This is a genomic window from Prosthecobacter sp., from assembly GCF_046154365.1.
Lineage (GTDB): Bacteria > Verrucomicrobiota > Verrucomicrobiia > Verrucomicrobiales > Verrucomicrobiaceae > Prosthecobacter.
This window is the reverse complement of sequence record NZ_JBJXFV010000016.1, coordinates 1-26,289: the sequence shown is the minus strand read 5'-3', so window position 1 is coordinate 26,289 and position 26,289 is coordinate 1. Positions and strand designations below refer to the sequence as shown.

Genomic DNA, 26,289 nt, shown 5'->3' with positions numbered 1-26,289 from the left:
AAAGCATCTGCGATCCCGAGTACCTGCATCTGCTGCTGGAGCCGCTGCCGCTGTATGGACTGGGGATCGGCCTGACGTTCCTGATCATCTCCTTCGTGTTTGGCGAGGCGAAGAACCGACTGCTGGCGCTGGCGATCATCTGCGTGTCCTGCGCGAGCGTGTGGCCCTACATCGACCTGCGTGACAAAGCGACGCCACGCATCCTCGCCACGCGGTCGCCGGAGTTTGCGCCGCTGATCCAGGAGCAGACGCAGCGGCGCAAGGACTGGTCCTGGCCGTATTATGCGATGACGTTGTTCAGCGGCATCGCGCTGGTCGCAGCGCGATCACCGAAGGGCCGGCCGGTGTTGTTTCTCGTCGTCAGCTTCGGGGCACTGCTGTTCTGGTTCAGCATCTGGATGCACAAGAAGGAGTGCGAGGTCTATCACCGCAACATCGTGCGGTATGCGCCGGTGCGGTGAGCGTTTGAACCACGGATGCTGAAGTTGAAGGCCAACGGCCTTCCGTCTTGCAGCCCAGGGTTGGAACAACCCTGGGTTACTGCCAAATCAGAGCGATCCCCGAAGGGTGAACCCCAACGGGGTTCCGTCCTCGGGAGCGTCTTGACCACACACGATGGACGGAACCCCCTTGGGGTTCGCCCTTGAGAAACAAGGAAAATTTATGGCTGATCCCAGGGTAGCGCTACGCGCAACCCTGGGCTGCATGACGCAAGCCCGTTGGGCTTGGAACTGCCGCTCTTCCTTGGCCACTTCGACAATCGGCCTCAAGGCCGATTGTCCTGCGTGGCAGCAGGCTCCTTTTTCCCCAGCCCGAAGCTGAAGATGATCCCTGCGGCCACCAGCATGGAGCAGCACAGGTAATACAGGCCACCAACGAACGATCCGGTGACCTTCTCGACCGTTCCCAGCACATAAGGCCCGAGGAAGCCGCCAAGATTGCCGATGGAGTTGATGAGGCCGATACTCCCCGCCGCTGCGGACTCGGTGAGGAACAGGCTCGGCAGCGCCCAGAAGGCGGGCATGTAGCTCTTGAAGCCGGCAAAGGCGAGCATCAGGCACACCATCGTCAGCACCAGATTCCCCTGCGTCATCGGCATGAATCCCAACGCGGCGGAACCCATGACGATCGGCAGCACCGCATGCCAGCGGCGTTCTTTGAAGCGATCCGAGCTCCAGCCCATGAAAAGCTGCCCGACCATCGCCACGGCAGGCGGTAACATGATGAGCCAGGTGAGCTGATTCATGTCCATGGCATACCAGGACTTCAAAATGCTAGGCATGAAGAACTCGATGCCATAGCTGCCGGTGACGGTGCAAAAATAAACCAGCGCCAGCAGCAGCACCTTGGGATGCCGCAGCGCCTGGATCACCGTCATGCGTTTGCCTTTGCGTGTTTCGGCTCGTTCACGCTCCAGTTCGGACTCCAAAGCCTCGCCTTCCTCGGCGGTCAGCCATTTCGCCTGCTTCGGCCGGTCCACCAGCCAGAAGTACACAAAGAAGCCCAGCACCACGGCAGGTACGGCCCAGAACACATAGACCCACTGCCACCCCACCATGCCCAGCACAGGCGGTTGATCACCGTGACCGATTTCGAGCAGCCAGTTGGAAATTTTTGGGCTGATGATCTGCGCGAACGGAGTGGCGACCATGAATGTTGCCAATGCACGCGCACGATCCCGGCTGGGGAACCAATGCGTCAAATATACCACCACACCGGGGAAGAAACCCGCTTCCGCAAGGCCAAGCAGGAAGCGCACAATATAGAACTGCATGGGCGTCGTCACCGCCGCTGTGAGACCCGCCATGATGCCCCAGGTAATCATGATACGGCAGATCCACTTCCGCGCGCTCCAGCGCTCCACCATCAGCGTGCCCGGAATCTCCAGCAGGAAGTAGCCGAGGAAGAAAATGCCCGCGCCGAAGCCGATGACCGCATTGTCAAAGCCGGGCAGGTCGCGTGTCATCGTCAGCTTGGCCACCGCCACATTCTGCCGGTCCACATAGGCGATCATGTAGCTCACGAACAGCAACGGCAGCAGACGCCAGTAAGCTTTTGAGCGGGCGCGATTCAGCGCGGCTTCGTGACTGGAGGGGTCGAGAGTGGGAGAAGGCATGAGTGAGAGTGGACGCTGTAAAATTCGCAGTCTATCGGTGCAAAGTCATCGTCAGGCAGAATGAACGGAACAATCAGTCGCCAAGATACGCCTCGCGCACCTGCGGATTCTGCCGCAGCGCTTCAGCGCTGTCCTGCAGCAGTACCTGGCCAGTTTCCAGCACATAGCCGTAACTGGAGATTTTCAGCGCCAGGTTCGCATTCTGCTCCACCAGCAGGATGGTCAGTCCGCGCTCTTTATTGATGGCGACGATCTGCTCAAAGATCGCACGCACCAGCATCGGGGCGATGCCGAGCGATGGCTCGTCGAGCATCAGGCACTTCGGTTTGCTCATCAAAGCGCGGGCGATGGCGAGCATCTGCTGCTCACCGCCGGAGAGCGTGCCCGCCTGCTGGCTGATGCGCTCTTTGAGCCGTGGAAACACCGTGAACGCGTATTCAATGTCCTCAGCGATGCCTGCCTTGTCGTTACGCAGATAAGCGCCCATGCGGAGATTTTCCTCCACGGTGAGATTGGCAAAGACCATGCGGCCCTCCGGCACATGACAGAGACCGCGAGCGACAATGGCGTGAGCAGGCAGATTGGTGATGTCCTCGCCCGCATAGCGCACTGTGCCTGAGCGAGCTTTCACCAGGCCGGAGATGGCGCGCAGTGTGGTGGACTTGCCCGCACCGTTCGCGCCAATGAGCGTGACGATGCTCTTTTCCGGCACCTTCAGCGAAATGCCGTGCAGCGCTTTGATGGAGCCGTAGGAAACCTCCAGATTTTCGATCTCAAGCATTGGGACGGGGAGTTGATGGTTGAAAGTTGATGGTTGATGGCCGGGAAACGTGGGCTGCGAAGTGTGTGCTTTTTGTAGCGCCTGCGGTCAGATCAGCGACCGCACAGGACTATCAACCATCAACCACAGACCATCAACCCGCCTCCCCCTCCTCCGTGCCCAAATAGGCCGCGATGACCTTGGGGTTCTTCTGAATCTCATCGGGCGTGCCTTCGGCGATCTTCTTGCCGTATTCGAGCACGGCAATCTTCTCACAGATGCCCATGACCACTTTCATGTCGTGCTCCACGAGCATGATGGCGATCTTGAACTTGTCTTTGATGAACTGGATCAGTTTCATCAGTTCTTCCTTCTCCGTCGGGTTCATGCCGGCGGCGGGTTCATCGAGCAGAAGGAGCTTGGGCTTCGTGGCGAGAGCCCGCACGATCTCCAGGCGGCGCTGATCACCGTAGGGCAGACTTTTGGCCTCTTCATCACGCATCTTGGCGAGGTCGAAGATGTCGAGCAACTCCAGCACCTGCGTCTCGACCGCCTTTTCGGCATGGTGGAAGCCAATGCCGCGCCACAAGGCGCTGCGGATGCCATGGGCGCGATGCAACTGCGTGGCCGCGCGAACGTTGTCAAAGACAGTCAGAGAACCGAAGAGGCGGATGTTTTGGAATGTGCGCGCAATGCCAAGTTTGGTGAGATCGTGCGGCTTCAATCCGAGAATGTGCCGTTCACTGAAGTGAATCGCGCCGGCGGTCGGCTGGTAAACGCCAGTGATGAGATTGAAGGCGGTTGTCTTACCAGCGCCATTGGGTCCGATCAGGCCGACCAGTTCATTCGGATAAACGTGCAGGCTGAAATCGCCGACAGCCGTCAGACCACCGAACTGGATGGTCGCTTTATCGAGCGTGAGCAGAGGCTTGCTCATGGGGGTGGTTGATGGTTGAAAGTTGATGGTTGATGGCCGGGAAGTTGATCGTCGGAGGTTGATGGTTGATGGACTGACCGGAACCGGACGACAGCAAGGCTCCGCTGGTCGCACCGTCCATCAACTATCAACTCAAAACCATCAACTCTCCGGCTCATACCGCGGCGGCTCCTTTCTTCTTTTGCCCGAACGTGAAGAGCCCCTGCGGGCGTGCCATCATGAGGCCGATGATGAGCAGCGAGTAGATGATCATGCGATAATCAGCAAACTGTCGCAGCACCTCCGGCAGTAGCGTGAGAATGATCGCGGCGATGATGACGCCCACCGTGCGGCCCATGCCGCCGAGAATGACCATGACGACGATGTCGATCGACTTGAGAAAGTCGAAGCCCGTGGGCGAGAGGAACTGCTTGTGGTGGGCATACAAACCGCCCGCGACTCCCGCAAAGAACGCCCCAATGACGAACGCGGTGACCTTGTAGCGCACTGGATTGATGCCCATCGAACTTGCGGCCACTTCATCATCATTCACCGCGATGAAGCCGCGTCCGTAGGTCGAGTTCACCAATGCGGCGACGACATAGATCGTGACGGCGGCCAGCGCGAAGGTCCAGCCGAGCGTGGTGTACTTCGGAATGCCTTTCAATCCACTCGCAGCTCCCACGCTCTCCATGTTCTGCACCACCACGCGAATGATCTCGCCGAAGCCCAGCGTGACGATGGCGAGGTAATCCCCCTTCAACCGCAGCGATGGAATGCCGACGCCGAGGCCGATGACAGCGGCCATGCAGCCGCCGAGCAGGAGCGCCGCCAGGAAAAGCAGCGGCTTGAGGCTGTCTGGCACCATCGGCGAACAAACCAGCGTCAGTTTGGCCGCAGAGTAGCCGCCCACGGCCATGAAACCGGCATGCCCAAGGCTGAACTGACCGGTGTGGCCGTTGATGAGGTTCAAGCTCACCGCCAGGATGATGCTGATGCCGCAGTCAATGGCGATGCCGAGGTAGTAGCGGTTGAACTGCGCTGAAAAAAGCGAGACGAGCACCGCGAGAGCGATGCCGAGCACCAACCAGCGCTTCGCGCCTGGGAAGGTTGATGGTTGAGAGTTGATGGTTGATGGCATGAGATCAGCGAATCTTGTTCTCGGTTTCAGTTCCGGCTATCAACCATCAACATTCAACTATCAACTTCCCGTTCACACCTTCTCCACGGACGCTTTGCCGAGCAGGCCGGCGGGTTTGAACAGCAGGATCAAAATAAGAATCGCAAACGCGATGCCGTCACGGTAGCTCGACAGGCCGGAGATGCCGCCGGCGAACGTTTCGAGCAGGCCCAGCAGCAGGCCGCCAAGCGCCGCACCCGGCAGATTGCCAATGCCGCCAAGCACCGCCGCAATGAAGGCGCGAATGCCCGGCTGCACGCCCATGAGCGGCTCAATGCCCGGTGCTTTCAATGCATAAAGAATGCCTGCAACCGCCGCGAGCGCAGAACCGAGGCCGAAAGTGAAGGCGATGATGCGATTGATGTTCACCCCCATGAGCGCCGCTGCCTGCTGGTTGAATGACACCGCCCGCATGGCCATGCCGCTCTTCGTTTTATGGACAATGAACCACATCCCGGCCAGCAGCAGCGCCGTGACGAGAACCACCACGAGATCATTGCTGCTCACCACCAGCCCTGCGAGATGGAAATCCGTGGCTGGCAGCAGTGCTGGAAACGGCTTCGTGTCCGCCCCGAACACCGCCTTGTGCTGGCAGGTGAACTCGATGAAGAGCGACACTCCAATGGCCGTGATCAGCACCGTGAGCTTCGGCCTGGAACGCAGCGGACGGTAGGCCAGAAACTCGATCAGCATGCCAATGCCCGCACAGATGAGCGCGGAGAGCAGCGTGACCAGCAACGCACCGGTGAGCGATGGCAGCGGGATGATCGGCTCGATCGCCGGAGCGATGAAGAACGCCGCATACGCCCCCAGCATGAGCACATCACTATGCGCGAAATTGATGAACCGCAGCACGCCATACACCATCGTGTAGCCCAGCGCGATGAGGGCATAGATGGAACCCAGAGCGAGGCCGTTGATGAGTTGTTGAGAAAACCATTCCATGAGGAGTTGATGGTCTAGAAGTTGATGGTTGATAGTCCAGAATCTGAGGCCTGGGGCCGCACGTTTGGCGTGTCGAAATAAACCATCATCATTGCGTCAGTCTCTGTGGGTTTCAGTCTATCAACCATCAACTTTCAACTATCAACTCCGCCTCACGGAGCCACGGTTTCCACAAACTTGAACGCTCCGCCCTTCACCTGCAAAATCACCGCCGACTTCACCGCATCACGCTGGGCGTTGATGGCCATCTTGCCGGTCACGGCTTCGAACTCCTTCGTCGCCGCCAGGGCGTCGCGCAGCTTGGTGCCTTCGGTGCTGCCCGCACGCTTGATGGCGTCGGCCAGGAACATCGCCGAGTCATAGCCGAGCGCGGCCATCGCATCAGGCACCTTGCCGTTGTAGCGCTTCTTGTAGGCTTCGACGAAGGCCGTCACCTTCGGCGAGGCGGCATCTGCGGCGTAGTGCGTGGAGAAATAATGGCCCTCGACCGCGTCACCGCCGATTTTCACCAGCGTGTCGCTTTCCCAGCCGTCGCCACCGATGAGCGGCACGTTCAAGCCGAGTTGCTTGGCCTGAATGCAGATGAGCGCCACATCCGTGTAATAACCGGGAACAAAAACAGCATCAGGCGCTGCCGATTTGATCGCCGTGAGCTGTCCTTTGAAATCCTTGTCTCCGCCGTTGAAATCAAACTCACCCACGATCTGTCCGCCCGCCTTGGTGAAGCCTTCTTTGAAGAACTTCGCCAATCCTTTGCTGTAGTCGCTCTTCACATCGGTGAAGACGGCCACCTTCTTCGCCTTCAGCGTGTTCGTGGCGAAGTTCGCCATCACCGTGCCTTGGAAGGGGTCGATGAAGCAGACGCGGAAGATGTAGTCGCCCGTTTCCGTGACCTTCGGGTTGGTGGAAGCCGGGGAGATCATCGGAATGCCGTTTTGCTGGCAGATCGGCGCTGCTTCCAGCGAGCGACTCGATGCGACTTCGCCAAGGATGGCGATGGCACCGTCCTTCGAGATCAACTTGTTCACCACATTGGCCGGCTCGCCCGCCTTGGACTGATCGTCCTCGGTCTTCAGCTCGAATTTCTTGCCCAGCACACCACCAGCGGCATTGAGTTCCTCAATGGCCAGTTGCGTGCCTTCGTGTGAAGAGATGCCAAAGGTGGCTTCCTTGCCGGTGAGCGAGGCAAATTCACCGACGAGGATGGTGTCGCCACCGCCGCCAGCATCGCAACCGCTCAGCGTCATGCTCATCAGGGCGATAACCCCTGCTCGCAGGAACATTCGCTTCAATTCATGGCTGGTATCTTTCGATTCAACTGCCGTCAGGGTGAGGAGGGAGAGTTCGTTTTTCATAGATTTATGTGCTGCCTCTTCTAGCAGGCGGCCTGCCGGATGACGAACTGTTTTTTTAGTCAGTCGCATTCGATCCCAGGGCGTGTATCACAGGCAAAAAAACAACCCTGCCGGAACTCGGAGCTCAGGAAAAAAACCCCCAAAACCTGAATCCAATTAACCCGGCAGGGTTGATTTAATGAATATATTCGGAAACTGCTCTGCCATGCAATACCAAAAACTTTGTCGTCGAAAAAAATACACCCACGCTTCGCTCTTCGCGGGCGTGTTTTTACTGCTCTACGCCTCGGCAGCACACGCCCAGCTCGGTCGCGCCGTGCGGCAGGTGATTATCACCCAGGCCGCCACCTGGAACTCCAATACCGCCACGATGCAGTGCTGGCAGCGTGCTTCAGCGGGTGCGCCGTGGCTGCCGGTGTTTGAAAAATCCGTGCCCGTCCTGCTGGGTAGAAAGGGGCTGGCCTGGGGCCGTGGGGTCTTCAATCCCCCGCAGAATGGCATTCCTGCCAAGATCGAAAAAGACTGGAAAGCTCCTGCCGGCGTCTTCCAGCTTGGCTCCTTGTTCGGTTACGGTGCCGCCGCGCCCGGCGGGCGGTGGCCCTACATTCAGGTCGGGCCATGGGATGCGTATGTCGATGACTCGACCTCGCCTTATTATAACCGCCACGTCCGCATCGACCCGCGCCAGGGCATCCCGCCGTGGTTTGAGAAACAAAAAATGCGCCTCGGCGATGCCGCCTACAAATGGATGCTCGAAATCCGGCATAATCAGCAGCCTGCCGCCCCCGGCTACGGCAGCGCCATCTTCTTCCACGTCCGCCGTGGTCCCGACAAACCCAGCGCTGGATGCACCACCATGGCCGAAGCTGACCTCACCCGCCTCCTGCGCTGGATCGATCCCGCCGCGTCACCGCACTATGTTCTGCTGCCAAAGGCGGATTATGCCGCGTTGAGAGGGCCGTGGGGACTGCCGTGAGGCGGCGAATTTGCCGTCAAGATGGCTGCGCCGTCAAACAGTCAAGGTGGTCAAGACGGGAACGCCGCGACTCCTTGACCCTCTTGACGATTCCTTGACTGCTTGACCACTCCCTTGACTCCCCTCCCCCTCTCTGCCATCTCCCATTCGTCATTCTGCATTCCTCATTCGTCATTCCATGCCCCCCACCGCCCCCGCACACGGTTACACTGAAGACTCCATCAAATCCCTCGACTGGCGCGAGCACATCCGGCTGCGCCCGGGGATGTACATCGGCAAGCTGGGCGACGGCTCCCTCCCGGAGGACGGCATCTACGTCCTGCTCAAGGAAGTGCTGGATAACTGCATCGACGAGCACGTCATGGGCTTCGGCAGCACCATCGACATCACCATCGCCGAGGATCAAACCGTCACCGTGCGCGACTACGGCCGCGGCATTCCGCTCGGCAAATTGATGGAATGCGCCGCTCAGATCAACACCGGCGCCAAATACGACAGCGAAGTCTTCAAGCGTTCCGTCGGCCTCAACGGCGTCGGCATCAAGGCCGTCAACGCCCTCTCCGAGTTCTTCGAGATCCAGGCCATTCGCGAAAAACAGACGCGCACCATCGAGTTCAGCCAAGGACTCGTCATCTACGACATGGGCAAGCCCAAGCCTTGCGAAGAGCCGAACGGCACGCGCATCGCCTTCCGCGCCGATGCGGAGAGCTTCGCCGACGACACGCATTACCGCCTCGACTTCGTGCGCGAGATGCTGCGCTTCTACTCGTGGCTGAATCCCGGCCTCACCATCATCCTCAATGGCGAGAAGTTTAAGTCCAAAGACGGCCTCATGGACCTCATCCGCGCCAAGCTGACCGAGGAGCCGCAATACCCCATCATTCACATCGAAGGCAAGGACGTGGAAGTCGCCTTCACGCACGGCAGCGGTTACGGCGAGGAATACTACAGCTTCGTCAACGGCCAGCACACCACCCAGGGCGGCACACATCTCGCCGCCTTCCGCGAGGCCATCGTGCAGGAGTGCCGTGAGTTCTTCAAAAAGCAGTATGACCCCGCCGACGTGCGCGGCAGCCTCATCGCCGCCGTCAGCGTGAAGGTGCAGGAGCCGGTGTTCGAGTCACAAACCAAGACCAAGCTCGGCTCCAGCCACATGGAACCGAACGGGCGCAACCTGCGCGGCCACATCACCAGCGTCATCACCGCCCAGCTCGACAATTTCCTTCACAAACACGCCGACATCGCCAAATCGCTCCAGGAAAAGATCAACGCCAACGAAAAGGAGCGCAAAGAGATCAGCGGCATCCAGAAAGCCGCCCGCGAAAACGCCCGCAAGGCCAAGGTTCACAACAAAAAGCTACGCGACTGCCGCGTCCACTTCGACACCAAGGACAAGCGCCGCGACGACAGCACCCTCTTCATCACCGAGGGCGACAGCGCCTCCGGCAGCATCACCAAGAGCCGTGATGTCGAAACGCAAGCCGTCTTCAGCCTGCGCGGCAAGCCGCTCAACTGCTTCGGCCTCACGCGCAAGATCGTCTATGAAAACGAGGAGTTCTACCTCCTCGCCAACGCCTTGCAGATCGAGGAAGACCTCGAAGAACTCCGCTTCAACCGCGTCGTGCTCGCCACCGATGCCGATGTCGATGGCATGCACATCCGCCTGCTCATGATCACCTTCTTCCTGCAGTTCTTCCCCGAACTCGTGCGCAAAGGCCACCTCTACATCCTGCAAACGCCGCTGTTCCGCGTGCGCAACAAAAAGGAGACCTTCTACTGCTACAGCGACGACGAACGCCAGCGCGCCATCCACCGCTGCGGCAAAACCGCCGAGATCACCCGCTTCAAAGGCCTCGGTGAGATCAGCCCCGACGAGTTCAAGCACTTCATCGGCCCCAACATGCGCCTGGAACCCGTCACCATCCGCGACCACGCCCTCGACGCCGACGGCAACCCCATCCCTTCCGAGCACAAAAGCGTGAAGGAGATGCTCACCTTCTACATGGGCAAAAACACCCCCGAACGCCAGACCTACATCGTCGAAAACCTCCGCATCGAGGAGGAACTCGAATTCAAGGACGCTGCGGAACCGGTGGAATTGCCCGCAGCGGCGTGATCGAGCCCAGGAGCGCGAGTATGGCGAACGTGTCCGCCGTAGCCTTGGCGAAGGTGGAGCTTACTCGCCTAGTTTTCCTGCCGCTCACGCCTTGGCCCGAAAGTGGCGAGTGGTCTTCGACACACTCTCGCTCCCTCGCCTCCGCCTATGGAAGAGAGCGCTCACAAAAAGATGCGCTATAGGGTTGCTCACAAACAGCCAAATCTGTTAATGATTCATTTGTTCGGCCAAGAAACCGAGTCCTCGCCAATGAAAAACACCCGAGAACACACCTTCTTCTGGCTCGGTGTGTTTGTGCTTCCGATGTTCTGGAGCTGGTTCACGCTCGGTCGTAACTTTACTCGGAGCCAGAGGGTGGCGGCGTTTTCGTGGTTGGCATTGACTGTGACACTCATTGTTTGTCGCTGGCAGGCCCTCACAGAACATCTGACGCTCGTTGCCATCGGCTATCCAATCGTAGTTGGCTGGGTGACCCTCGCTTTATTTGCGTGGCTTTGCTACCGGACTGGCCTGTTCCCGCTCACCCTCCTCGAACTGTTCTTCATGTTCGTGATACTTGCGCCTCATGCCAGCTACTTCATGAATCCGTTCGCTGGGGTAATTGGAAAGCCGTTTGACCCAGTTTTGCTATTGCTTCCGACCATCCTCGCGATTCTGCACCTGGTACTCGGCCCCTTGAAGCGCAAGGCACGCGGGATTCCCTATTTATTCGGCTACAAGGACGACGAAGAACGATGACCCAAGCAGACAAAGATTCGGCCCAACGGGCCGCAGGACTCAGCCCAGGGCAAGAGGGCGCAGCCATCGCCGCCCTGGGTTCACGCAAAACCTCCTCGTTTCCCCAATCGTCGCGCCCCAACGGGGCGCGGGAGATCGCGCTTCAATCCCAGACATACGTCTCATCATACGCGATCTCGTATTTCTCCAAGAACCGCCGGTACTCCTCCTGAAAACTCATCACCTGATGATGCCGCTGCTGGTTGCGGATGTATTCCTTCACCTCCGCCACATTCGACTGACTGACCGAAAACGCAGGGCTTACGCATGAAATGAGCAACAGACTGTGGCATTTAACACGAATGACAGCCGAATGGGCCGCGAATGACCACGAATAAGAGTGCTGGCTCCGATTGGCGGCCATTCGCGTGTCATTCGTTTCCATTCGCGTTGAGAACCGGCAACTGCCCTTGCAACCACTCCGTCGCTCCTGTTTTCACCTGACGCACGATGTCGCCCATCGTCACCGTGCGTGACAGCAGGAACAGCAGATGCGCATGATCCGGTTCGGTGTTGATCTCCACCGCCGTGCAGCCCAGATCACGCAGAATGCCGCCCATGTAAGCATGCAGTTCCGGGTGCAGATGACGCGGAATCATCTTCTCCCGGTGCTTCGTCGAGAAAATGAGGTGAACGTAAATCTTGGCGAGTAATTGTGGCATACAGGCAAGAACGAACGTGTTCCCGCGCTCCGTTGGAGCGCGACCTTGATGAAGGCCAGACTGGGTCTTTCTGCAACCCAGGGCTTGCTCGTTCCTCGCAAACGCCCTGGGCTGAATCCATCGGCCCGTTGGGCCGCCAGACTCCGCTTAGGGCGGAGTCAGCGAATAAAAAGGTGGATATAAGGTTGCTCGCAAACACACAAATCTGTTAATGATCCACACAGTTCGCCATGGAAATTACCTGGGCACAAGGTGTATTTGCATTCTGCGGTGGTGTTCTTGCACCAGCGACAGGAATCCTATGTGTATGGCGGCTTCGTCGACAGGACGTCTCGCCGCTAAAGGGCTTTGTGCTTGGATTCGGAACTGTCTTCTGCGCGCTGATTGCTGTCAGCTTCCTTGCGAGATTCATCTTTCCCGGATACCCGAGAGTGACGGTTCCGGAGCCTATCGCAATTTCGTTTACGATTCCCGTTTTCGCCTCATCGATCCTCGCGATCTGGCTTGTCGTCCGGAAGCGTTCCTGTTCCACCCGATTTCCTTTCGGGGGCGCTTCGGCACTTCTGACCCTCTACGTGGCGGGAATCTTCGCTGCCTATCACATGTTCTCGTGGCCGTACCGGAAGGCACTTCCTTGGTCGGCGTCCGAAGTAGAGGAGCATATTTGGACTGCAGGATTTCTTCCTGACTTCTCCTACTCCCTTCGCGCCCGGATTACCGAGGAGCAGTTTCTTGATTATGTAGCGCGATTCGAACTCAAGAGTGCCGGGAAGCGAGAGTATTATTTTTTCGAACGAGATGAGGCGCCGAGGTGGGGACCTTCACCCGGTGCATATGAGACCTATCGACGGGAAGACGGTGATTGGTCGATGGAGGCCATGTATGACAACGGAATTATGTGGGTGACGGCCAACGAAACCTAACACGATGGCGAACAAAAAGGCGCGGCAAATCAACTGCCTGCCCGCCGCGAATCGAAAGCATCATGGCCATTCAACAAGCAACCCAGAAGTCGGAGCGCGCCATCGGATGACTCAAACGTTGAGCTCAAGAGCGGCACCCATCGCCCTCCCTGACATCACAAAAAACCCGCCAGACCTCGCGGCCTGACGGGTTTGGAATCGAATGAGCGCCGCTGAACTACTTCTGCTTCACCTTGAAGCTGCGGAACACCACGGGATCGCTGTGGCCGGCGAAGCCGATGTAGCCTTTGGTGTGGTCGAGGCCTTTCGGCGGATGGGCGATCTGGCTGCGGTCGAAGGTGCTGATGTCCACGTCGAGGATCTTGGTGCCGTTGAGCGTGATCTTGATCTTCTGGCCCTCGATTTCGATCTCCTGGAAGTTCCACTCGCCCACGGGACGCAGGTAGCCGTGCTTCGCACCGACGCAGTGATACACCGAGCCGTGATACTGATAGGGTTCAAGGCCCTTCTTGCCCGCAGCGGCCTGCTTCTCGTTATAGCCGTCGCTGTCGATGACCTGGAGTTCCAGACCATCGGAGGCGGAGTGACCACCAAGTGGCGTGCGCAGGGCGATGCCGTTGTTGCCGGCCTTCGGAAGCTTGAACTCGACGCGGATGATGCCGTTCTCGAATTCATCCTTGGTCAGCAGATCGCCGCCTTTGCCCGGCTTGCAGGTGATGGCACCGTCCACGACCTCATAGCTCTCCACCGCGCCCTGCCAGTTGCTCAGGTCTTTGCCGTTGACGTATTCGGTGAAGCCTTCTTCGCCGCGCTTGGCGAGTTCCTGATTGGCTTCGTCAGCAGGAATTTCGCGAATGAACACATTCTTCCAGCGGATCTCGCTGCCATGGGTTTGGAGCTGGATCGGGCCCTTGGCAAAGGCGGGATCCACCATCCAGCCGTTGGGAGCTTTGGCGTCCTCCGCCTTCGGCGCGACCTTGCCATAGGCCTGGTAGCCAGCCTTGCGGTTGGCGAAGAAGTTTTCCAGCACCGCGTTCTTCACCACGACCTCGCCATTGAACGTGATGGTGGCACGCTCGCCGATCATTCTGATGTGGAAGGTGTTCCACTCGCCCAAGGGCTTGTCCATGAGCTTGAGGGGATTCTTGCCCTCGGGGTTTTTGTTGTTCCAAAGTCCGCCTGAGCCGAAGGGCTTGCCCAGCGCGACGGCTTTCTCGTCCTTCTCCGTGAAGTCCCAGATCTGCACCTGCGGAATGCCGCGCAGATAGATGCCGCTGTCACCGAGCGGCAGCATCTTGTAGTCCACCATAAGCTCGAAGTCGCCGTAGTCCTTGTCGGTGGTGAGGTACAAACCTTTGCCATCATTGACGAGCTGGCCATCCTCGACCTTCCAGTGCGCGTTGAGGTGATCACCCTTGTCATTGCCCTTGGCGTCGGTCAAACCACCGTCGATGGACTTCTTCTTGTAAGCGGTCCGCTCCTCCGGCGTCATCTTCCATAGGTCGGTGGGATCCTGCGTGCCCCAGCCATACCAGCCGGAGAGATCCTTGCCGTTGAACAAAGCGGTGAAGCCTTCCGGCGGCGTGTTGTCTGCGGCCCCGGCCAGCGTGGCCGCAGCGAGCATCAGAGTAAGAGAGAGTGTGTGTTTCATGGTTGGATGAGAGCACAGGAGTCGCCCGCCACACCGCGCATCTTTCAGGCAGAACCAGGGCTTACGCATGAAATAAACAACTGGCGGTGGTATTTAAGGAAGCGCTGAAGGATTCGTTTATTTGGACCACAGAGACACGAAGAGCACAGAGACTCAGAAGACAAAACCTCTGTGCTCTTCGTGTCTCTGTGGTCATCAATCAGTGCCTAGATGAGTTCGATGGCCTGGAAATTTTGGTGCGTAAGCCCTGAGGCAGAACATCTGCGCCTGACTTTCTGCTCGACACCTGCGGAGAAACGGGGACGATTCGCCCGCCATGAAATCTTTCCTCTGCATCCTGCTCCTCTGCACCGGTCTGTCCCGCCTGCATGCCCAAACTCCGGCCGCTGAAGCCGCCGCCGGTGCCAAAGAGTTGATGCAACGGCTCTTCGGTCAAAACACGACCGAGGCGGAGCTGCTCACACTCGCAAAAGAAGCCAACAAGGCCGGTGTGCCGCGTCAGGCGATCATCGAGGCCAAGCTCGTCTGGGGGCTGCGCCATCAGAACACGCCCTTCCTCGTGAAAATCCTGCCCGAGGTTGAAATCCTCGCCGCCAACTTCGATTCCGCCAGCGCCGCCGCCATTCCCACCGCAGAAGCCGCGAAAGCCTTCATCGCTTACATCAAGGCGCTCAAGGCCGCCGACGCCAATGACGCCGCCGCCTTCAAACAAAACATCCTCGAAGCCATCTGGCTCAATCCGCAGCAGACACCCGTCTTCATCCAGTCCATCGAGAAATTCCGCCGTGAATCCAAGATGGTCAGCCTCGTGGTCGATCTCAAACTGCCGCTCACCAATTCCATGGGCGAGGCCACCACGCTCCACGATCAGCTCGGCGGCAAGAAAGCCCTGCTGCTCGACTTCTGGGCCTCATGGTGCGGCCCGTGCATGAACCTCATGCCCGCGCTCAAGAAGAAGGCGCAGACGCTGGCCGCCTTCGACATCGTCGTCGTCGCCATGAACAAAGACGACCCCAAGGACAACGAAACCGCCGAGTCCATCGCCGAACGCATCCGCCAGGAGCAAAACGCCACCCTGCCCTGGCTCGTTGAACCCGCCGAACGCCCTTACACCAAGGCCTTCGAGCTCGACTCCATCCCGCGCATGGTCCTGCTCTCACCCGAAGGCAAAGTCCTCTTCAACGGCCACCCCGAAGATCCCTCGCTCTGGGTGGCGCTCAAAAAAATCAATCCGGCCATTCAAGCGCCGGCAGATTGACCTGGAGGATAGGCATCTTGCCTGTCAGCGGATCGAGGCGTCTCGCCTTCGATGGTTCGCTGCATGAGCAAGGCGAGACGCCCCGATCCATGGTCAGGCCGGAGGCCTATCCTCCGAGCGAATGCCGGTCACACCAACGGCGGCTGGAAGTTCAGCAGTTCGATCTCCACCGCATGCTTCCGCTCCGGCAGCAGTTCCACCACGCTGATGCTGCCATACTCGATGTTGAAGTGCGCCATGCGCGCGAGCGGCCAATCTAGCAGCAGGGCGATCATCACGCGGATGATCCCCCCGTGGCAAAACACCGCCACCTTTTGATGTGGATGCGCACTCACGATACGCAGCAGGCACTCGCGCACGCGTGCGGTGAAGCCGTGCACGCTTTCGCCGTTGGCAATGCCGTCACTCTCCATGATCTCCAGCCAGTCAAACGCGCTCACGCCAAAGTTTGACTGCACCTCGTCCCAGCGATGCCCGGTCCAGTCGCCAAAATCGATTTCACGTAACCCGTCCATGAGTTCCGGCTCTATGCCGCGCTGTTTCGCCGTCGGTGCCAGCGTCTGCTGCACGCGCAACATCGGGCTCGCATAGATCTTGTCGATCTTTGTGTCCTTCAGCCACGCCGCCACCGCCTCGCCGTGTTTCACACCCAACGGCGAGAGCGCCATGTCGATGCGCGAACCGCCAAAGACCTTGTGATATTTCTCCTCAACTTCGCCGTGACGGATGAAATAGAGCTGCGTGGGATGATTCGGGAGATGGGATTTCACGGCCTGTCTATGAAACAGGCTGCCGCGCGACGCAAGTTGTAGCCACGTTCGCCAGAACGTGGTCATTGTTCCCGCAAGCACCCATCATCCACGCTCTGGCGAGCGTGGCTACACCGCAAGCTTCCAAGCCTCGCGCATCGGCCGCAGCAGCAGCTGATTCGCCTGCTCGTCGCCATCAAAGCGCTCGGTCTTCGGATCGAACTTCAACGGGCGCTTCAGCACGGCTGAAATCGCACCAATGTGACAGGTCGTCGCGGCACGCTGGGCAATTTCCGCTGTGGCGGCAGTGCGACCACGGGAAAGCACGGCGTCAATGAAGTTGCGATGATGATGCTTGGATTCGTAGAGCTTCACGTCGCTGTCCTTGAGCTTCACACGCAGGATGTCGTCCGAGCTGGCCTTGAGCACCTCGGATTCGCTGAAGATCCAGCCTTCGCTGCCGATGAACTTGGTGCCCCACTTGGTTTTGTCGTCCGTGCTGAGCATGACCACGCGCACGCCGTTCGCGTAGCGGTATTCGATGCGGAAGCTCTCGGCAGCATCGTAGATGCCCGCGTCGCGGCGCTTCACCTCGGTGGCGCTGACCTCCGTCGGCGTTGTTTCATCCATGCCCGCGCCCCATTGCGCCACATCGAGAAAGTGCGCACCCCAGTCGGTGATGTAGCCGGGCGCGTATTCTTCGATCCAGCGGAAGTTGAAATGACAGCGGGCCGCCGTGTACGGTTTCTCAGCCGCAGGGCCGAGCCACATGGCATAATCCAAGTGCGCAGGCACAGGTTCTGTCGCTTCCAGGCCGGTGACTGCACCACGGATGGCAAACTTGCCCGGCACACCGATCTCGATCGCCTTCAAGTCGCCGATGTAGCCGTTGCGCACACGCTCACAGGCCATGCGCACTTTCATCCCGGAGCGCCGCCAGGTGCCGCATTGCAGCACGCGCTTGTTTTCCTCCACGGCACGGCAGATGGCCCGGCCTTCGCCGATGCTCGCGCCGAGCGGCTTCTCGGAATACAAATCCTTACCCGCCTTCGCGGCTGCGATGGCCACGTTCGAGTGCCAGTGATCTGGCGTGGCGTTCATCACCGCATCCACATCGCTGCGGGCCAGCACCTCGCGAAAATCGCGATACACGTCGCCCTTCGCCAATCCGGCTATCTTCGCCGCCGCCTCGGCATGCTGCGCATCCACATCGCACACGGCGACGACTTGCACACGCTCATCGCCCATCAGCGCCCGCAGATTGCTCGTGCCCTGACCACCGACACCGATGCAAGCGAGGCGAACTTTCCCATTCGGCGATACCGCCCCTACACGGCCCAGCGTGGCGGCGGAAACGATGAAAGGAACAGCGGCGCGAAGAAATTGACGACGATTCGGAGCAGCAGGCGTGTGCATGGGAAAGAAACGCGCATTCCCACCGATATGCTTCACGCTTCAATCCACCGCCATGCAAACACAGCTCAAGATCAAGCTCTCCCTCTTCATGTTTCTCCAGTATTTCATCTGGAGCAGTTGGTACATGACGCTTGGCAGCTACCTCGGCACACTGAACTTCAGCGGCACCGAAATCGGTGCGTCGTATGGCGCTTTCGCGTGGGGCGCGATCCTTTCGCCCTTCATCGTGGGATTGATCGCCGACCGCTTCTTTGCCTCGGAGAAAATCATCGCCGTGCTCGGTATCGCCGGTGGTCTGGTGATGCTCTACATCCCGCAGTTGAAGACCTTCGGCAGTGTCTATCCCACGCTCATCCTCTACTGCACGCTCTATGCGCCGACGCTCGCTCTGGGCAATTCGATTTCCATGACGCATCTCGCCGATGCGAAGAAGGACTTCCCCTTCGTGAAAATCTTCTCCGCCGTTGGCTGGATCGCCGGTGGTGTGGTGCTCAGTCAGTTGAAGGGCGAGCAGTCACCACTGCAATACTACCTCGCAGGCGGCACTTCGATGGTCTTCGGACTCTTCGCGCTGAGCCTGCCGCATACGCCGCCGAAGAAGAAGGGCCAGAACGTGCCGCTGAGCGAGGTTCTCGGCCTGGATGCACTGGCGCTGCTGAAGAAGCCCACGTTTGCCATCTTCATCCTGTGCATGTTCCTCATCTGCATCCCGCTGTACTTCTACTTCGTGAACATGGGCACCTACCTCACCCAGTTGAAGTGGGCGGACATGGCGCAGAAGATGACGCTGGCACAAGTTTCCGACATCATCTTCCTGGTGCTGCTGCCGCTGATGCTCAAGAAGCTCGGCTACAAGAAAACCATCTTCCTCGGCATCCTGGCCTGGGCCGCACGCTACTTCATGCTCAGCGCCAGCGCCGCCAGCACCGGCACCGTGCTCATCTTCGGTGCCATCCTGCTCCACGGCATCTGCTACGACTTCCTCTTCATCGCCGGGCAGCTTTACGTTGATAGCGAAGCCAACGAACGCATCCGCGGCGCAGCGCAGGGCCTCATCGCCATCATCCTCTGGGGTTTCGGCTCACTCGTCGGCACTTATCTGGCCGGTTACTTCATGGATCAGCACAAACTGGCCACGCCGAAAGGCGACATCACCCACGACTGGTCCGCCATCTGGGCAACACCCGCATGGATTGCCGTAGCGGTGCTCGTGGTGTTCGTGATCTTCTTCCGGGAACCGAAGAAGGCGTCCACGTCATCGTGATCGGCAGCACTTCCGGCCGGATCAGATCGTGCTCTACTTCCCAGCCGTGAGTTCCTTGATGCGGATGTTCCGAAACTGCACCAGTGAAGCTCCCCATTCGCCATCCTTCCGTTCTGCATGCAGTTGCAGGGCCAGCGGCCCACGGCTGGGAACACCAGGCAACTGAGCATCTTCGATGATCCGCTTGTCGTTGAGCGTGACCGCTAGGCGGTCGCCCTTCATGACGATGTGAAACGTGTTCCACTCGCCGACCGGCTTGTCTGCCTTCACCTTCGGGGTCACCCCGGCATGAACCTTCGCATCAAAGGCTGGATCGGTGCGATACCCCCAAACCTCACCCGAGCCGACCGGCCAGCACCAGATGTTCACCTGCGATTTGTGCTGTCCGCGCAGGAACACCCCTGAGTCGGTGTTGGGTGCGGTGACGGTCATCACGTTGCCTGAATCGTCCTTCTGGTAGGAGCCATCTGACAGGACGACTCGCGCTTTCTTGTTCATGAACGGACTCTCCTTGATGCGCCAGTCCACCCACAGCTCGAAGTCGCCGTACTCCTTCGTGGTCCACAGGTTCTGATCGCCCTTCTCGTCGCCTCGGGGATTGCAGTCGATGACGCCGTTCACCACGCTCCAAGCGTGCGTGTCCGCCTGGTGTGTCGTCCATCCATCCAGGTCTTTGCCGTTGAAGATCGACATGAAGCCTTGCGCGGCATCAGTGCCGGGTTCCGAGCGAGCGGAGCCGACAGCTAATGAGATGATGAACAGGAAAGCGAAGAGAGGAGATTTCATCCCAGATGTTCACGATTTGATCCCCGCTTGGCAAAGCGAATCTAGCCGAGTGATGATCACGTCTTGCCCGGCATTGCATCAATCCATCGGCGCAGCAGTTCGAGCTCTGCGGGAGTGACGAAGTTCTTCTCCTTCTTCGGCGGCATCTCCTTGTAGTGAATCAACTCGATCAGGAGGCTCTTCTTCGCGTTGCCCGGCTTGATCGCGGGCCCCGTGTCACCGCCAGTGAGCAGGGCCTCCAGCGTACGCATGTCCAGTTTGCCGCCACGGCGCTTCTCACCGTGGCAGCGGAGGCATTTCTCCTCGAAGATCGGCAGCACGTCCCGTTTGAAATCAGGCGCAGATGCCTGCTTGTCGTCAGCCCTGGCACGCTCCGCGGCGAGGCTGCCGAGGAGCAACCCGCCGAGGAAGACTTGAAGAAGCATCCGCATCACCCGCCAGAATTTCAGGCCTGACCGACCACGTTCACGAAGCAGTGTACATGCGGGAGCACCCGATAGTTCCAAACGAAGCCGGGACCTTCGATGCGCCAGGCATCCCAGCGGTCATTGCCCTTCTCGGCGTTGTCCTTGTAAAACGCCAGGCGCAGTTTCTCCATGCCGCCGTTGGTCTTGATGAGCTGCATCACTTCGTCGCCATCTTCTTGGCGGAAAGGATTCAGCAGCTTGCGCATCACACCGGCCACCAAGCCACGCTGGGACTCATCCAGATCACCGTAACCGACACCGGTCGCTGGTTTGTCCACCAGCTTGGGCTTGAGCGCACCGACACCGTCGCCCGGAGAGCCGACGATGACCGCCTGCTTGCGCTGCGGCTCGTTGAGCATGTCAAACACGCTCATGACTTCCTTCGTCTGGTCATTGTAAACGTTCATGTCGCTGTGGCCGTTGGCTGAGTGGCCGTAATACATCGGGCCGCCGAAGGCCGTATTCGGTTGGGAATTGCCATCGCAACGCAGCGTCAGATGGTGCCCGGCGAAGACCCAGGAGAAGGGATCCTTGCCCGAAGGATCACCGAAGATTGCGATGCCGTTGTTTTCGAAGGCTCCGCTGTTGTCCCACTTCCCACGGCGGCTGATCCGGTCATAGGCTTCATCTCCCGACAGGATCGACTTGAAGGTCTGCTGGATGAGTTCCTGCTGCGGCTTGGTGAATTGCTCGGCAATCTTTTTGCCCAGCGGGGCTGCATTATGCGTCTTGAGCCGCGTCGGCATGCCCGATTCAGCGCCATCCGCCCAAGGCCGCACCACCGCCGTCTTCTGCTCGGCGCTCAGCGTGGCAAACAGTTCGCGGATGAGTTCCTCCGCCGGCTTCACCTTGCGAGGTGCGTCCGTGGGTGCTGCGAATGCAGAACTCAGCGACGAAGCCCCCATGACTCCCATTGCGCCGCCCGACAGGACACGAATGAAGTCCCGCCGTCCGCGCTGCGGAGAAGATGAGGCGTGCTCAGAGCACTCCGGGCAGATCGACTGATGAAGATGGGGGGCGGCGGATGGTTGATGCGATTTCATGGCGGCTTCATATACCGCCTTGAGGGTTCACATCTTGCCACAGACGATCCGGTTAACCGCAGCCGCTTGGTGTGTGTGGCCTCATCACCACGAGTCAATCAATGGTCGGGCTGGCGAGATTCGAACTCACGACCTCTTGCACCCCATGCAAGCGTTCTACCAGGCTGAACTACAGCCCGACCTAGTTTTGACGTTCTCACCAGCGGTGCCGCGTTGGGGTGGCTGCCGTTGGTGAGGCGCGCATTCTGGAGCAGCGCCTTTTGAATGCAACGAGATATTCGCTGTGTCATACACGAAAAAAACACGGGGAGCCTTTCGACTCCCCGTGTCTGCAACAACACTGACGGACTTGGCAAAAAATCAGGGGCGACGGCGACGCAGGGCCACAAAACCCAGCCCCAGCAGGCCGAGCAGGGCGCGGGACGGCTCAGGCACAGAGTGAACGCTGATGCCTGAGAAGGTCACATCACCATTGCCTGCGGTGAGACCTTCGTGACCGGTGAGGACGAGCGCCGTGCCAGTGGGGCTGTTTGCAGCGGAGATGAACAGCATGCTCTCAGGCGAGTACAGGGTGCTGGTGGCGGAGGTGTTGGTATAGCCCACAAATGAGGGGGAGGCTGGATTGGAGATGTCATACATGAGCAGGCCGTTCTGGCGTTCCATGCCGATGAAGGCATACATTTTGCCAGCGATCTCGCCCACCGTCAGAGATTCCGGTTCAGGTCCTTTGTCATCGGAACGAGTGTCTGTGGCAGAGGCAACACCGTTGTTCATGTTATGCCGGGTTGGGTCGAGGCCAGCGAGGAGGGTTTCCAGGCTGCCGCTGTCCGCCACGAGGGCTCCGGTGCTGGCATTCCAGATGCTGAAGGAACGCGTGCCGATCATGATCTGCTCGTCGATCTTGCCATCGCCAGCGGTACCACCACCGGCACCGTTGTCACCATCCAGGCGTGAGGTATTCAGACGGCCAAGCTGATCGTTGGCACGGGTAGCGCTGGCAGCCAAGGTAGTGTTCAAAATGGTATTCATGCTGTCATTTCCGCTCGTGTCACCAAAGCGGCTGACGTCACGGTCATCACCACGGGCATCACCTTCATTGGCGGTGATGAGATAGTTCGTGCCGCTGATGGTGAAGCTCTTCACCGTGTCTGGCATCGGCAGACCTTTGACCGTGTCGTTGATGCTCAGCAGGGGCGTGCTACCTACTCCGTCCTGATCGGAGGCATCAATGGTTTGAGTGATCGTGCCCAGCTTGTTGATAGCGGTCCACTTGCTGGTGGTCATGTCAAAGGTGGCGATGGCGTTGTTCTCCTGCATGGTGACGTGGATTTTGTCGCCGACGACTGCGGCAAACTCAGGCTCCATGCCTTTGTAGAAATCAGCGTCGTTGTAAACGGAGGCGTTGTTGAAATCAGGAACGCTGTTGATGAAGGTGCCGCTGACTCCGAGGGAGCTGAGGCTGTGGTTGCGCACGCCTTGCAGGGTGACGCCCGTGTCCAGGTTGCTACTGGAGAAGTCGAAGGTGGAGACGGCGCTATTCGTCAGCGCTGCGGCCTGGGTGGTGTTGGTGATGCCGGTCAGGTCGATGATGCTGATGGAGCCAGCGGCGTTGCCAGAGGTTGCGGCGTTTGCAACAGCAGGATTGAACTCGCCCTCGTTGACCACGATGAGCTTTGTGCCATCGGGGCTGAAGCTGATGCTGTCAGGGTGAAAGCCGACATCCAGCGTGGCCAGCACACGGCTGCCGCCGGAAAAGCCAGCGGTGTAGTCATACAGCACGACCTTCCCCTGGGTGCTGGTGTTTGCGGTGGGAATCAGCGCCGCAGCACCGAAGCCACGATTTTGCGTGTCCGCCGCCACGCTGCTCAGGCCGAGCATGTTGGTGGAACTGCCACCAAAGGTCGTTTTCAGATCAATGAAGGCACGCTCACTGAGCGCTCCGGTGTTGGAAAGAGTCAGAATCTGCACGCCAAACACATCATTCGCGTCCGTGGTGTGATTCAGGCCCACGGTGCTCAGCAGGGTGTTGTCCTGCGTGGTGAAGGAGAGAATTTCAGAGCCGCCGGCGAGGGCAATGTTGCCCTGCTGGTAAGAGTTCAGAAGCGTGAAGGCTTCCGCATTCATCGCCATGAGCAGCGATGCGAGTGTGAGAGTGAGTGTTACGCGTTTCATATTTCAGGAGAGGGTTAGCTGGACGCGAGCCTTTTAGACGAATGACATCCGCTGTCGAAAATCCGCGCGTTACTTTTCCGCCATGTGGCAAATCCGACACAGCGCGGTGTTTGAAGAGCACGGCCTGCACAGAGTAGCAGAGTCTGTATGAGTCGTTCTCTGCCTTTCCCCACCCTGCCGATCCGCCGTCGGCGTCGTTCGCACTGGCCGGTGATCCTTGCCGTTCTAGCCGCCTTGGGAACCGTGCTTCTCGTCGCCCATAGAGTGCGCAGCCGACCACAGCAGCCAGTCGAAGCTCTCGTTGAGCAAATCACGCCGCCAAAGGTGGCCGTTGTGCCCTCCGCTCCAAAAAAACCTGCGGCCAGTCATTCGAGCACGATCCTGGCCAGCAAAATCACCGCGCCACAGCCCCGGCCAGTTCCCGCATCCGTTCCCAAGCTCAAGGCGATGCCCGCAAGCGAGGTGCGTGGCGAGTTCGAGAAGGCTGCCAGCGTGTTGCGAAAGTACTTTCAGTCTCCGGTCGATGAGGAACTCGGAAAGCTCCTGCGCCATCCCGCTGAAACCATGCCCCGCCACCGCGAGTGGGCGCTCACCCGTCGCATCGTCCCTGCGAATCCATTGCAGATCGGTCCGCAATTCGGCGTCAGCGGCAGCCTGCTCGTCACCGGCGTGAAACTCGTCGATGGCAGCCTGCGGATCGCCGCCTTGGAAAACTCTGATCAAGGTTATCGGCTCGATTGGGAAAGCTTCAGTGCCTGGGGTGAGTCCCGCTTCACCGACCTCGCCAATTTGGAGCCGGGCAAAACGGCCCTCATGCGGGTCACCATCAAACCTTCCAGCGCCACGCCACCCGCCACCGCTCCAGGCGGCGCTTCATTCACCATCGCACATCCGGATGAACGCTCCACCCTGGCCGCATACGCCACTGCCGAAGTTCTGGAAAGCACCCTACCCGCCCGCAGATTGAGCAAAGCCAGTGGCGGCATGTTCACCGTGCGATTGGCCGTGGATGCGGAGGATGTGAAAAACGGCCTCGCACGCATCCACGAGGTCATCGCCACCGGCTGGCTCCCTGACATGGAAGAACAGGCGATTGACGCCAAGGAATGATCGCGACGTGACCGCCGGGCTTGCCATCCAGCCAGCAGTCACGTAAAACCAGCGGGAATTCCGCATGGTCACGATCACAATCCAAGAACTCACCAAACGCTTCAGCGGCAGCGTCGTGCTCAGCAGCGTGGATTTGCAAATCGAAGCCGGAGAACTGTTTTTCCTGCTCGGACCTAGCGGTTGCGGCAAAACCACGCTGCTGCGTCACATCGCCGGCTTCTACACACCGGACGCCGGCAAAATCTGGTTCGATGATGAGGATGTGACCCGCCTGCCCGCGCACAAACGCGGCACGGGCATGATGTTTCAAAGCTACGCGCTCTGGCCGCACCTCAACGTCGCGCAAAACGTCGCGTTTGGCCTCGAAGAGCGCAAACGGCCGCGCAAAGAGATCGAGCACCGCGTGTCGGAAGCGCTCTCGCAGGTGAAGCTCGATGGCCTCGGCTCACGCAAAATCCAACAGCTCTCCGGCGGCCAGCAGCAGCGTGTCGCATTGGCTCGTGCGCTCGTCATTCGGCCCAAATGCCTGCTACTCGATGAACCGCTCTCCAATCTCGATGCCAAGCTGCGGCTCGAAATGCGCACAGAGATTCGCCAGATCTGCAAGCAGCACGGCCTCACCGCCATCTACGTCACGCATGATCGCGATGAAGCCCTCAGCATGGCCGACCGCATGGCGATCATGGAAGCGGGCAAGCTCGTGCAGATCGGCACGCCCACCGAGGTCTATCGCAATCCCGCCACGCGCATGGTCGCCGAGTTCATCGGCGAAACCAATTTCGTCGAAGGCCGCACGCTGCGCGAAAGCAGCCGTAAAGGTTATCATGATGTCGAAACATCCTTCGGTGTGTTGCGTGGCCGCACCAACGACACCACCTGGCAGCCAGCGCCCGGCCAGCCGGTCGTATTGAGCATCCGCCCCGAGTCGCTCACGTTTGGCAACGTACTCGATTCGCCGAACCGCTTCCCCGGCCACATCATCGACACGACGTATCTCGGCCCCACCGTGCAATACGTCCTCCAAGTTCATGGCGGCCCGCTCATGAAGGTCTGCGAGATCAATCCGCAGGAAATCCGTCCGCCTGCCGAGGACGAAACCCGCGCGATGGCCGCGATGAACGACGTGGTGATCCTGCGCAAATGAACCTGCCACTTCAGCAACTCGCCCGCGCACAATGGACGCAACCCCGTTGGGGTTGCTCCTTGGCCATGGTGTTAAACACACGTCACACCCAGGGTTCTGCGAACCCTGGGCTGAAATACCCAAGCCCGTTGGGCTTGAACGCACCCGCGACCTTCAAACGCCATCATCGCCAGACCTGCGGCGATCATCCCACTTTGGGCTTGAACGCACCTGTGGCCTTCAAACGCCGTCATCGCCAGACCTGCGGCGATCATCCCACTTTAGACTTGAACGCGCCGGCGGCCGTCAACCGCCGTTTCATTCAACCTCAACGAGGTTGCGTATTACAGCCCAGGGTTGGCACAACCCTGGGTTTCGCACACGCAGCGTTCCCTTCTTCAGCGCAACCCCAACGGGGTTGCGTCCATCGTCGTCCGGCCCCCGAAGCGTCCGCCTCATGAACGCCTTCCTCCAGCACCCACGCACTCAGGCCGTCCTCGCATGGTTGCAGGTTTGGCGCAAAG

The 26,289-nt window shown here is 59.3% G+C and carries 24 protein-coding genes and 1 tRNA gene; 9 read left to right on the top strand and 16 right to left on the bottom strand.

All coding sequences use genetic code 11. The features are described 5' to 3' along the window. A partial coding sequence (locus tag ACKVY0_RS02080; RefSeq protein ID WP_409213126.1) for a hypothetical protein occupies window positions 1–461 on the top strand: 461 nt, incomplete at its 5' end. A 305-nt stretch (window positions 462–766) separates the two neighbouring features. On the opposite strand, the gene ACKVY0_RS02075 is transcribed toward ACKVY0_RS02080, so the two are convergent. From ACKVY0_RS02075 to ACKVY0_RS02050, 6 genes are all read right to left on the bottom strand, one after another. Next, on the bottom strand, window positions 767–2,116 hold the full coding sequence (locus ACKVY0_RS02075) for an MFS transporter (protein WP_409213125.1): 1,350 nt from the start codon (window positions 2,114–2,116) through the stop codon (window positions 767–769). A gap of 73 nt (window positions 2,117–2,189) precedes the next feature. Then, window positions 2,190–2,897 carry an ABC transporter ATP-binding protein gene (locus ACKVY0_RS02070; RefSeq protein ID WP_409213124.1) on the bottom strand — a complete coding sequence of 236 codons (708 nt, stop codon included), beginning with the start codon at window positions 2,895–2,897 and terminating at the stop codon, window positions 2,190–2,192. A gap of 133 nt (window positions 2,898–3,030) precedes the next feature. Beyond that, window positions 3,031–3,813 (bottom strand): ABC transporter ATP-binding protein, encoded by a 783-nt coding sequence (locus ACKVY0_RS02065; protein WP_409213123.1) that lies wholly within the window; start codon window positions 3,811–3,813, stop codon window positions 3,031–3,033. Window positions 3,814–3,967: 154 nt separating this feature from the next. Next, window positions 3,968–4,933 (bottom strand): branched-chain amino acid ABC transporter permease, encoded by a 966-nt coding sequence (locus ACKVY0_RS02060; RefSeq protein WP_409213122.1) that lies wholly within the window; start codon window positions 4,931–4,933, stop codon window positions 3,968–3,970. A gap of 72 nt (window positions 4,934–5,005) precedes the next feature. Continuing rightward, window positions 5,006–5,917, bottom strand: coding sequence for a branched-chain amino acid ABC transporter permease (locus ACKVY0_RS02055; protein ID WP_409213121.1), 912 nt, complete (start codon window positions 5,915–5,917; stop codon window positions 5,006–5,008). A 152-nt stretch (window positions 5,918–6,069) separates the two neighbouring features. After that, complete coding sequence (locus ACKVY0_RS02050) at window positions 6,070–7,272, bottom strand: ABC transporter substrate-binding protein (protein WP_409213120.1); 1,203 nt, start codon at window positions 7,270–7,272, stop codon at window positions 6,070–6,072. 205 nt (window positions 7,273–7,477) lie between these two features. On the opposite strand from ACKVY0_RS02050, the gene ACKVY0_RS02045 reads away from it, so the two are divergent. The 3 genes from ACKVY0_RS02045 (at window position 7,478) to ACKVY0_RS02035 (ending at window position 11,102) form a co-directional block, all read left to right on the top strand. Beyond that, window positions 7,478–8,248, top strand: a complete 771-nt coding sequence (locus ACKVY0_RS02045; protein WP_409213119.1) for a L,D-transpeptidase — start codon at window positions 7,478–7,480, stop codon at window positions 8,246–8,248. Window positions 8,249–8,426: 178 nt separating this feature from the next. After that, window positions 8,427–10,364 (top strand): DNA topoisomerase IV subunit B, encoded by a 1,938-nt coding sequence (locus tag ACKVY0_RS02040; RefSeq protein ID WP_409213118.1) that lies wholly within the window; start codon window positions 8,427–8,429, stop codon window positions 10,362–10,364. Window positions 10,365–10,511: 147 nt separating this feature from the next. Then, entirely contained in the window at window positions 10,512–11,102 is a 591-nt protein-coding gene (locus ACKVY0_RS02035; protein WP_409213117.1) for a hypothetical protein, read from the top strand. A gap of 142 nt (window positions 11,103–11,244) precedes the next feature. Here ACKVY0_RS02035 and ACKVY0_RS02030 read toward each other — a convergent pair whose 3' ends face one another. Then, a complete protein-coding gene (locus ACKVY0_RS02030) occupies window positions 11,245–11,421 on the bottom strand; it encodes a transposase (RefSeq protein ID WP_409213116.1) in 177 nt (58 codons plus the stop codon). 91 nt (window positions 11,422–11,512) lie between these two features. After that, window positions 11,513–11,803, bottom strand: a complete 291-nt coding sequence (locus ACKVY0_RS02025; protein WP_409213115.1) for a transposase — start codon at window positions 11,801–11,803, stop codon at window positions 11,513–11,515. Window positions 11,804–12,033: 230 nt separating this feature from the next. Here ACKVY0_RS02025 and ACKVY0_RS02020 point away from each other — a divergent pair, with 230 nt between their 5' ends. Then, window positions 12,034–12,726, top strand: a complete 693-nt coding sequence (locus ACKVY0_RS02020; RefSeq protein ID WP_409213114.1) for a hypothetical protein — start codon at window positions 12,034–12,036, stop codon at window positions 12,724–12,726. Between the two features lie 217 nt (window positions 12,727–12,943). Here the strand turns inward: ACKVY0_RS02020 and ACKVY0_RS02015 are convergent, their stop codons facing one another. Then, window positions 12,944–14,377: a DUF1080 domain-containing protein gene (locus ACKVY0_RS02015; protein ID WP_409213113.1), complete on the bottom strand. Its 1,434-nt coding sequence runs from the start codon at window positions 14,375–14,377 to the stop codon at window positions 12,944–12,946. A gap of 316 nt (window positions 14,378–14,693) precedes the next feature. On the opposite strand from ACKVY0_RS02015, the gene ACKVY0_RS02010 reads away from it, so the two are divergent. Then, window positions 14,694–15,635, top strand: a complete 942-nt coding sequence (locus tag ACKVY0_RS02010; RefSeq protein WP_409213112.1) for a TlpA family protein disulfide reductase — start codon at window positions 14,694–14,696, stop codon at window positions 15,633–15,635. Between the two features lie 128 nt (window positions 15,636–15,763). Here ACKVY0_RS02010 and ACKVY0_RS02005 read toward each other — a convergent pair whose 3' ends face one another. Both ACKVY0_RS02005 and ACKVY0_RS02000 read right to left on the bottom strand, forming a co-directional pair. After that, window positions 15,764–16,405, bottom strand: coding sequence for a histidine phosphatase family protein (locus tag ACKVY0_RS02005; RefSeq protein WP_409213111.1), 642 nt, complete (start codon window positions 16,403–16,405; stop codon window positions 15,764–15,766). A gap of 108 nt (window positions 16,406–16,513) precedes the next feature. Then, window positions 16,514–17,800, bottom strand: a complete 1,287-nt coding sequence (locus ACKVY0_RS02000; protein ID WP_409213110.1) for a Gfo/Idh/MocA family protein — start codon at window positions 17,798–17,800, stop codon at window positions 16,514–16,516. Between the two features lie 52 nt (window positions 17,801–17,852). Here ACKVY0_RS02000 and ACKVY0_RS01995 point away from each other — a divergent pair, with 52 nt between their 5' ends. After that, window positions 17,853–19,064 (top strand): MFS transporter, encoded by a 1,212-nt coding sequence (locus tag ACKVY0_RS01995; protein ID WP_409213109.1) that lies wholly within the window; start codon window positions 17,853–17,855, stop codon window positions 19,062–19,064. Window positions 19,065–19,097: 33 nt separating this feature from the next. On the opposite strand, the gene ACKVY0_RS01990 is transcribed toward ACKVY0_RS01995, so the two are convergent. The 5 genes from ACKVY0_RS01990 to ACKVY0_RS01970 form a co-directional block, all read right to left on the bottom strand. Then, complete coding sequence (locus ACKVY0_RS01990) at window positions 19,098–19,850, bottom strand: DUF1080 domain-containing protein (RefSeq protein WP_409213108.1); 753 nt, start codon at window positions 19,848–19,850, stop codon at window positions 19,098–19,100. Window positions 19,851–19,906: 56 nt separating this feature from the next. Then, complete coding sequence (locus ACKVY0_RS01985) at window positions 19,907–20,275, bottom strand: c-type cytochrome domain-containing protein (RefSeq protein WP_409213107.1); 369 nt, start codon at window positions 20,273–20,275, stop codon at window positions 19,907–19,909. Window positions 20,276–20,295: 20 nt separating this feature from the next. Continuing rightward, the gene (locus ACKVY0_RS01980; protein WP_409213106.1) at window positions 20,296–21,360 is read right to left on the bottom strand and encodes a DUF3500 domain-containing protein; all 1,065 of its coding nucleotides are present in this window, start codon (window positions 21,358–21,360) and stop codon (window positions 20,296–20,298) included. A 102-nt stretch (window positions 21,361–21,462) separates the two neighbouring features. After that, window positions 21,463–21,539 (bottom strand) — tRNA-Pro (locus tag ACKVY0_RS01975). 181 nt (window positions 21,540–21,720) lie between these two features. Further along, on the bottom strand, window positions 21,721–23,532 hold the full coding sequence (locus ACKVY0_RS01970; protein ID WP_409213105.1) for a choice-of-anchor I family protein: 1,812 nt from the start codon (window positions 23,530–23,532) through the stop codon (window positions 21,721–21,723). A gap of 147 nt (window positions 23,533–23,679) precedes the next feature. Here ACKVY0_RS01970 and ACKVY0_RS01965 point away from each other — a divergent pair, with 147 nt between their 5' ends. Continuing rightward, window positions 23,680–24,642, top strand: coding sequence for a hypothetical protein (locus tag ACKVY0_RS01965; protein WP_409213104.1), 963 nt, complete (start codon window positions 23,680–23,682; stop codon window positions 24,640–24,642). A gap of 64 nt (window positions 24,643–24,706) precedes the next feature. Beyond that, a complete protein-coding gene (locus ACKVY0_RS01960) occupies window positions 24,707–25,786 on the top strand; it encodes an ABC transporter ATP-binding protein (protein ID WP_409213103.1) in 1,080 nt (359 codons plus the stop codon). The last annotated feature ends 503 nt before the right edge of the window (window positions 25,787–26,289 follow it).